This window comes from Stenotrophomonas sp. HMWF003 (assembly GCF_003061285.1).
In the GTDB taxonomy this organism is placed as follows: domain Bacteria; phylum Pseudomonadota; class Gammaproteobacteria; order Xanthomonadales; family Xanthomonadaceae; genus Stenotrophomonas; species Stenotrophomonas maltophilia_AP.
Map to the genome: position 1 here is coordinate 10,427 of NZ_QAIW01000415.1, position 5,419 is coordinate 15,845.

At 64.6% G+C, this 5,419-nt stretch carries 5 protein-coding genes; 1 reads left to right on the forward strand and 4 read right to left on the reverse strand.

The features are described from left to right. Positions 1-505: LysR substrate-binding domain-containing protein (locus DBR34_RS23840; protein ID WP_258224090.1), on the forward strand; the 505-nt coding region annotated here is incomplete at its 5' end. A gap of 3 nt (positions 506-508) precedes the next feature. Here the strand turns inward: DBR34_RS23840 and DBR34_RS17780 are convergent. The 4 genes from DBR34_RS17780 to DBR34_RS17795 form a co-directional block, all read right to left on the reverse strand. After that, a complete protein-coding gene (locus DBR34_RS17780) occupies positions 509-1,519 on the reverse strand; it encodes an aldo/keto reductase (RefSeq protein ID WP_219928332.1) in 1,011 nt (336 codons plus the stop codon). A gap of 155 nt (positions 1,520-1,674) precedes the next feature. Beyond that, positions 1,675-2,700 (reverse strand): carboxymuconolactone decarboxylase family protein, encoded by a 1,026-nt coding sequence (locus DBR34_RS21880; RefSeq protein ID WP_258224091.1) that lies wholly within the window; start codon positions 2,698-2,700, stop codon positions 1,675-1,677. A gap of 125 nt (positions 2,701-2,825) precedes the next feature. Then, positions 2,826-3,884, reverse strand: a complete 1,059-nt coding sequence (locus DBR34_RS17790) for an alpha/beta hydrolase (RefSeq protein WP_128097766.1) — start codon at positions 3,882-3,884, stop codon at positions 2,826-2,828. Between the two features lie 220 nt (positions 3,885-4,104). Beyond that, positions 4,105-5,199 carry an alpha/beta fold hydrolase gene (locus tag DBR34_RS17795; protein WP_128097767.1) on the reverse strand — a complete coding sequence of 365 codons (1,095 nt, stop codon included), beginning with the start codon at positions 5,197-5,199 and terminating at the stop codon, positions 4,105-4,107. Positions 5,200-5,419 lie beyond the last annotated feature (220 nt).

Here is a 5,419-nt window from a genome sequence, read left to right on the forward strand (position 1 = left end):
CTACGGACTGACCGACATCGTGGCCGAGGGCTTCGATGCCGGTATCCGCATGGGTGAGCAGGTGGCCAAGGATATGATCGCCGTGCGCGTTGGACCTGACCTGCGCATGGCAGTGGTCGGATCGCCTGCCTATTTCCAGCGCCACCCGAAGCCGAAATCGCCGCACGACCTCACCCGGCACAACTGCATCACCATCCGCCTGCCGACCCACGGTGGCATTTTCGCGTGGGAGTTCGAAAAAAAGGACCAGGAGCTGAAGGTGCGGGTGGAAGGCCAGCTGGTGTTCAACAACATCGCCCTGCGCCTGGGCGCCGCGCTGGAGGGACTGGGGCTTGCCTACATGCCCGAGGATCTGGTGCGCGCCCATGTGCAGGCAGGCACCTTGGTCCATGTTCTGCAGGACTGGTGCCCCTCCTTCCCCGGCTACCATTTGTACTACCCCAGTCGCAGGCAGTCGTCACCGGCGTTCACCGTGCTGCGTGATGCATTGCGCTATCGGGGGTGAGAGTTAGCGCACAGGCGCCTCCACGTCGCTGTAAGCCTGCACCGCTGGCGGAAGGCGCTCGCCCTGCACTGCCACCGCGGCAACTGCGGCATTGAGCTCCCGCAGCTCACCTGCGCTGAAGATCACCTCGTCTGCGCCCAGGTTGTCCAGCAGATGTTCCATCTGGGTGGTACCGGGAATCGGCACAATCCAAGGTTGCTGTGCCATCAGCCAGGCCAATGCGATCCGTGCCGGCGTGGCCTGCTTTCGCGCGGCCCAGTCCCTGAGCAGGCGCACCAAGGCCAGGTTGTGTTCGATGTTCTGCGGGGTGAAGCGCGTTTCGATGCCGCGAATGTCACCTTCGGCAAACCGAGTCCTGGCGTCGATCGCACCGGTCAGGAAGCCTACGCCCAGCGGGCTCCACGGCACGAATCCGATGCCCAGCTCGGCGCACGCAGCAAGCACCTCCTGTTCCGGTCCTCGCCAGAGCATCGAGTACTCGCTCTGCACAGCGGTCACCGGCAGCGCAGCGTGCGCGCGGCGAAGCGTCTTCAGGCCCATCTCGCACAGGCCCCAATGCAGCACCTTGCCCTCGGTCATCAGGTCCTGGATCGCACCGGCCACGTCTTCGATCGGCACCTGCGGGTCCACGCGATGCTGGTACAGCAGGTCGATGCGGTCGGTACGCAGCCGCGTGAGCATGCCCTCTACCGCCCGCTTGATATGCGCGGGCCTGCTGATCAGGCCCGGGCCACGCGCGCCGGTTTCCAGGTCGATGTTCCAGCCGAACTTGGTGGCGATCACCACTTCGTCGCGGAAAGAGGCAGCGCCTTCTCCAAGGATTCGTTCCACTTCATGCGGGCCATAGGCCTCGGCCGCATCGTAGAACGTCATCCCGCGATCGAACGCGGCACGGATGATGCGGTGCATCTCGGTGCGCGAGGGGATGGTGGTCTGGTAGGTGCGGCTCATGTTCTGCACGCCCAGCCCGATGCTGGAAACCTGCAGCTTTCCGAGCATGCGGCGGCCGTCCATCCGCGGCGCGGCAGCTGCGGGGGATGCGTTGGCCGTGGACGTGGCCAGCGCGCCGGTCAGCGGCAGCGCCGCCAGAGTAGCGGCGCCCTTCAGAAGAGAGCGGCGTTGGGCGTTGGTGGGTAGGGTGTTCATTGGGGTCTCCATGCGGGGCGCTGTCAGGGCCCGGGTGCCGGGGTCTGTTCCAGTGCCTGCACTGCGCGAGCGGATGCGGCTCCGTAGCCACTGTGGGCCAGCAGTTGGGCCAGGTGGTGCAGCTGTGCGCGGCTGAGGCCCACGCGCTGGCTGGCCGCCATATGCGAGCGCAACTGCGCCTCCACGCCGGGCATCATTGCCAGCGCGCCCACCGTGGCCAGTTCACGGCTCTGCCAGTCCAGGTTGTCGCGCTCGAAGATGTCGCCGAACAGGTGCGTCTGCAGGTACTGGTTGATGATGGGGGCGAAGTCCATGAGCGGCCCGGTCACCGGGGCGCCGGAGATCCGGGTCTGGTTGGCGGTGCCAACCGCGCGCAGCGCTTCGCCCACGGGAACGTTCCTGGTGGGCGGCTGCCCGGGTGCAGTGGCGACGCCCTGCGCTTCACGTACGCGCACCACCTCCATCAGCTCGCCCAGGGCATTGAGGCTCTTCGGGAAACCCGCATAGGCATACAGCTGCACGAGCATTTCCTTGGTCTCACTCAGCGTCAGCCCTGCATCCAGTCCCCGGCGCAACGCGGCAGTGAGCTGCGGCATGTCGCTGCTGGCGGCGGCGGCCGCAATCAGCGGGATAGCCTGCTGCCTCGGCGAAAGCGGCCCGGCAACGGGAGCGTCGATACCCGCCGATGCGTCGCGATACTGGTCATCACTGACCTGCTCCAGCCACGCCACCGATTTGCCGTCCACCACCCCGGTTACTGCAAGGTGGGTCATTGCGCTGTGGGGCGCGGCGCCGTGCCAATGCTTGACCCCGGCAGCACACACCACCACATCCCCGACGTGTATCTGCTGCACCGGCTTACCCCATTCCTGGGTCAGCCCAACGCCGGAGGTAACCACCAGTCGCTGACCGGCGGGGTGGGTGTGCCAGGCCGAGCGCGCACCCGGCTCGAAGCTGACGTATGCCGAAGAAGCCTGCACCTCCTCGTCCGCCGGGAACAGCGGATCTACCCGCACCTTGCCGACGAAGGTCGCTGCCGGACCGGCCACGGACGACTGCGTTCCCGCTCGGGTGATTTGCTGCGTGGGGGGTTCGACCGCGCCGGCGAATGGTGCCGCCACGCTCAATGCCGCACCCAGCAGCGCACTCTGCGCGGTTGATCTGCGAGGCGCGCTCATCGCGCAAGCGTCCGGCTGTAGAACGTGGTCAGCGAGGCGACGGCGGCATCCACGTACTTCGGCACCCAGTAGGTTTCGATATGCGTAGCGCCGTCCAGCAGCACCATTTGTTTGTCGGAGGTACCGGTCGCCTTGGCGAAAGCGTCCTGGGTCATGTACAGGCTGTCAGCCTTGCTGCCGGCAATCATCAGCAGCGGCTGGTTGATGAGCTCGATCTGGTCGGTGGCGTCCCAACGCATCAGCTCCAGCAGGCTGCTGGTGGTGTAGCGGAAGGTGGCGTTGGGATGGGCGTGCGTCTTCCAGTAGTACGCATAGCCCTGCCGATACAGATCGAAGGGAAGCTTGGCGATCTGTGCGTCGGTGAGATTGGCGTCGCCGGAGTACAGCACTTCGCCGCCGGCAGCTTCCTGTGCCCGCGCATTCGAAGCCTGCTGCAGGCGCTGCTGGATGGTGTCCAGCTGCGAGTCGGCGTAGCCGTTGCGGCGTACACGGCCAGAGTTGAACATGCTGATCGTGGCCACAGCCATGAACCGTTTGTCGGTCTGCGCGGCCGCCAGCGAGTAACCGCCGCCGCCACAGATGCCCAGCAAACCCAGGCGCGTGGTGTCGACCCAGGGGAATCGACTGATGAAGTCCGCCATGCCGTGGATGTCTTCGATGCGGTGGGACGGCGTGTCCACGCTGCGGGGCTGGCCGCCGCTCGCCCCCTGATAGGCCGCATCGGCGGTAATGGCGATGTAGCCCTGCTCGGCCAAACGCTGCGCGTACAGGCCGGCCACCTGCTCCTTGACCCCACCATTGGGATGGGCGACCACGATGGTCGGGTATTTCCGCGCGGCATCGAAGTTGGCCGGCGTGTAGAAGTTCGCGGCGATCTCGATTCCGTTCAGCGGATAGGACACCGAGTGGACGTTGACCTCGCTGGGCACATTCCGCGTGATCGCACCTTCGTAGGCCAGTGTGAAGGGGTTGAGCGTGTAGTCGGCGGCGGCCGCGCTGCCTGCCGCCAGGCCAAGAGACATCGCCAACAGCGTGGCGTGCACGATGTGCTTCATTCAAGTGCTCCCAGTTCGGACGTTACCCCTGCCGGTGCATGTGGCGCGCCCACGTTGGCGGGGGATCAGGCGTAAAACTAACCGCCGTGCACCCATGGAAAAAGAGCATCAGCCGGATATCACTCATGCATGAATGATATGAATTGTGGATCGGCGAGCGTCGCAGCACCGGCGCGCCACATGCCTTTGATGGCGCGATCAATGCACGACGCAGTCCGGCTCAATGATCCAGATTCTTCTTCGCCAGAAACTCACTCACCAGATCGGCGATCTGAACGTTGTTGAGGTCCGAGAACAGGAAGTGGCTGTTGCCACGGATTCCTATGTCCGGCAAATGGATCAAGGTCACGTCCCCACCCTGCCGATTGACCGCGTCGCGCCAGGCGCGGGCCATTTCCAACCGCGCACGCCAGCTGTCCTGCGCGGGCAGGTCAACGGGCTTGTCAGGGATGTTGTCGCCGTACAGCACCAGAATGGGGATCCGCGTCAGCGCCTTGAACGCCTCGGGAGACACCACGGCGGGTGCGACGGTATCGAACGCACTGGGAATCGGTACCGGCGCATCGTCCTTGGCAAACACGAAGCTGCTACCGGGCTCGAAGGCGACGATTGCGCGAACATTCGGGCTCTTTATAGCCGTCATCCAGCCAGGGCCTCCCGCCTGCGAATGGGTGAACAGGATCGCAGGCCCTGTTTTCTGCAGCACAGCAGCTACCCCGTCAGAGACTACCCCGAGGTCGAACGGCCCCGTGTTCGGCGTGACCGAACGGAAAAACTGGTCCAGCGTGGCCTCCCCTGTCGGGAACTGACTGCCGCCGAAGTACGTCGGCCAGAGGCCGATTCGGAACTGGTTGAACCACATCTGATCGTCTGCGACAGGCTTCAGCGTGGACTCGACCATGCTTCGGCCGGCTTTGCCTCGCCGTGGCTGATCGATCAGGTAGGTGGTGAAGCGGCGACGCAGGAACAGGTTCTGGAAGCCCTCCCGCCCGTCGGCAGTCGTTTCCCAGCTTTTGGACGACTGGCCCGCACCGTGCCACATCACGATCGGTAGCGGACGCGCATTCACCGGCTTCTGGTAGAAGGCATAGACGTGATCACCGTGGTAGCTCTGTCCCTCCGGATTGGACGGTTTCAAAGGATCGAACGTGCCAGGCTCCGTCTTTTCCATGCCACCTGCGAGGAAACTCCCCTGCGCCTCGATCTGCAGTGGCTCGTTGGCCATGGCGGTCGTGGCGCAGAGGGAAACCGCCATCCAGATCAGTGAGGAGGGGAAGCCGAACACCAGAGTGCGAAGGCGGGTGCGTGTCTGCATGGGTCACTCCGTGACAGATTGTCAGGGGAATCTACCCTCGGGGCCACGCTGGAAGAAGCGCGCACGCGCATATCACTCATGCATGGAGGGTATATATGCCATGTCTACGATATGGCAGTGGCGGTGGCCTGCCAGTGCCCTTCGTGCCGCTCTTCTATGCCAACTTCCCATCCCGCAACCGGTAGCTCCGATGCACGATGCCGTCCGGCAACACATCATG

Bases quoted from the DNA above. Each gene is read 5' to 3' on its own strand.
- DBR34_RS17780 (WP_219928332.1), bottom strand. From the start codon at position 1,519: ATGGACGGCCGCCGCATGCTCGGAAAGCTGCAGGTTTCCAGCATCGGG.
- DBR34_RS17790 (WP_128097766.1), bottom strand. From the start codon at position 3,884: ATGAAGCACATCGTGCACGCCACGCTGTTGGCGATGTCTCTTGGCCTG.
- DBR34_RS17795 (WP_128097767.1), bottom strand. From the start codon at position 5,199: ATGCAGACACGCACCCGCCTTCGCACTCTGGTGTTCGGCTTCCCCTCC.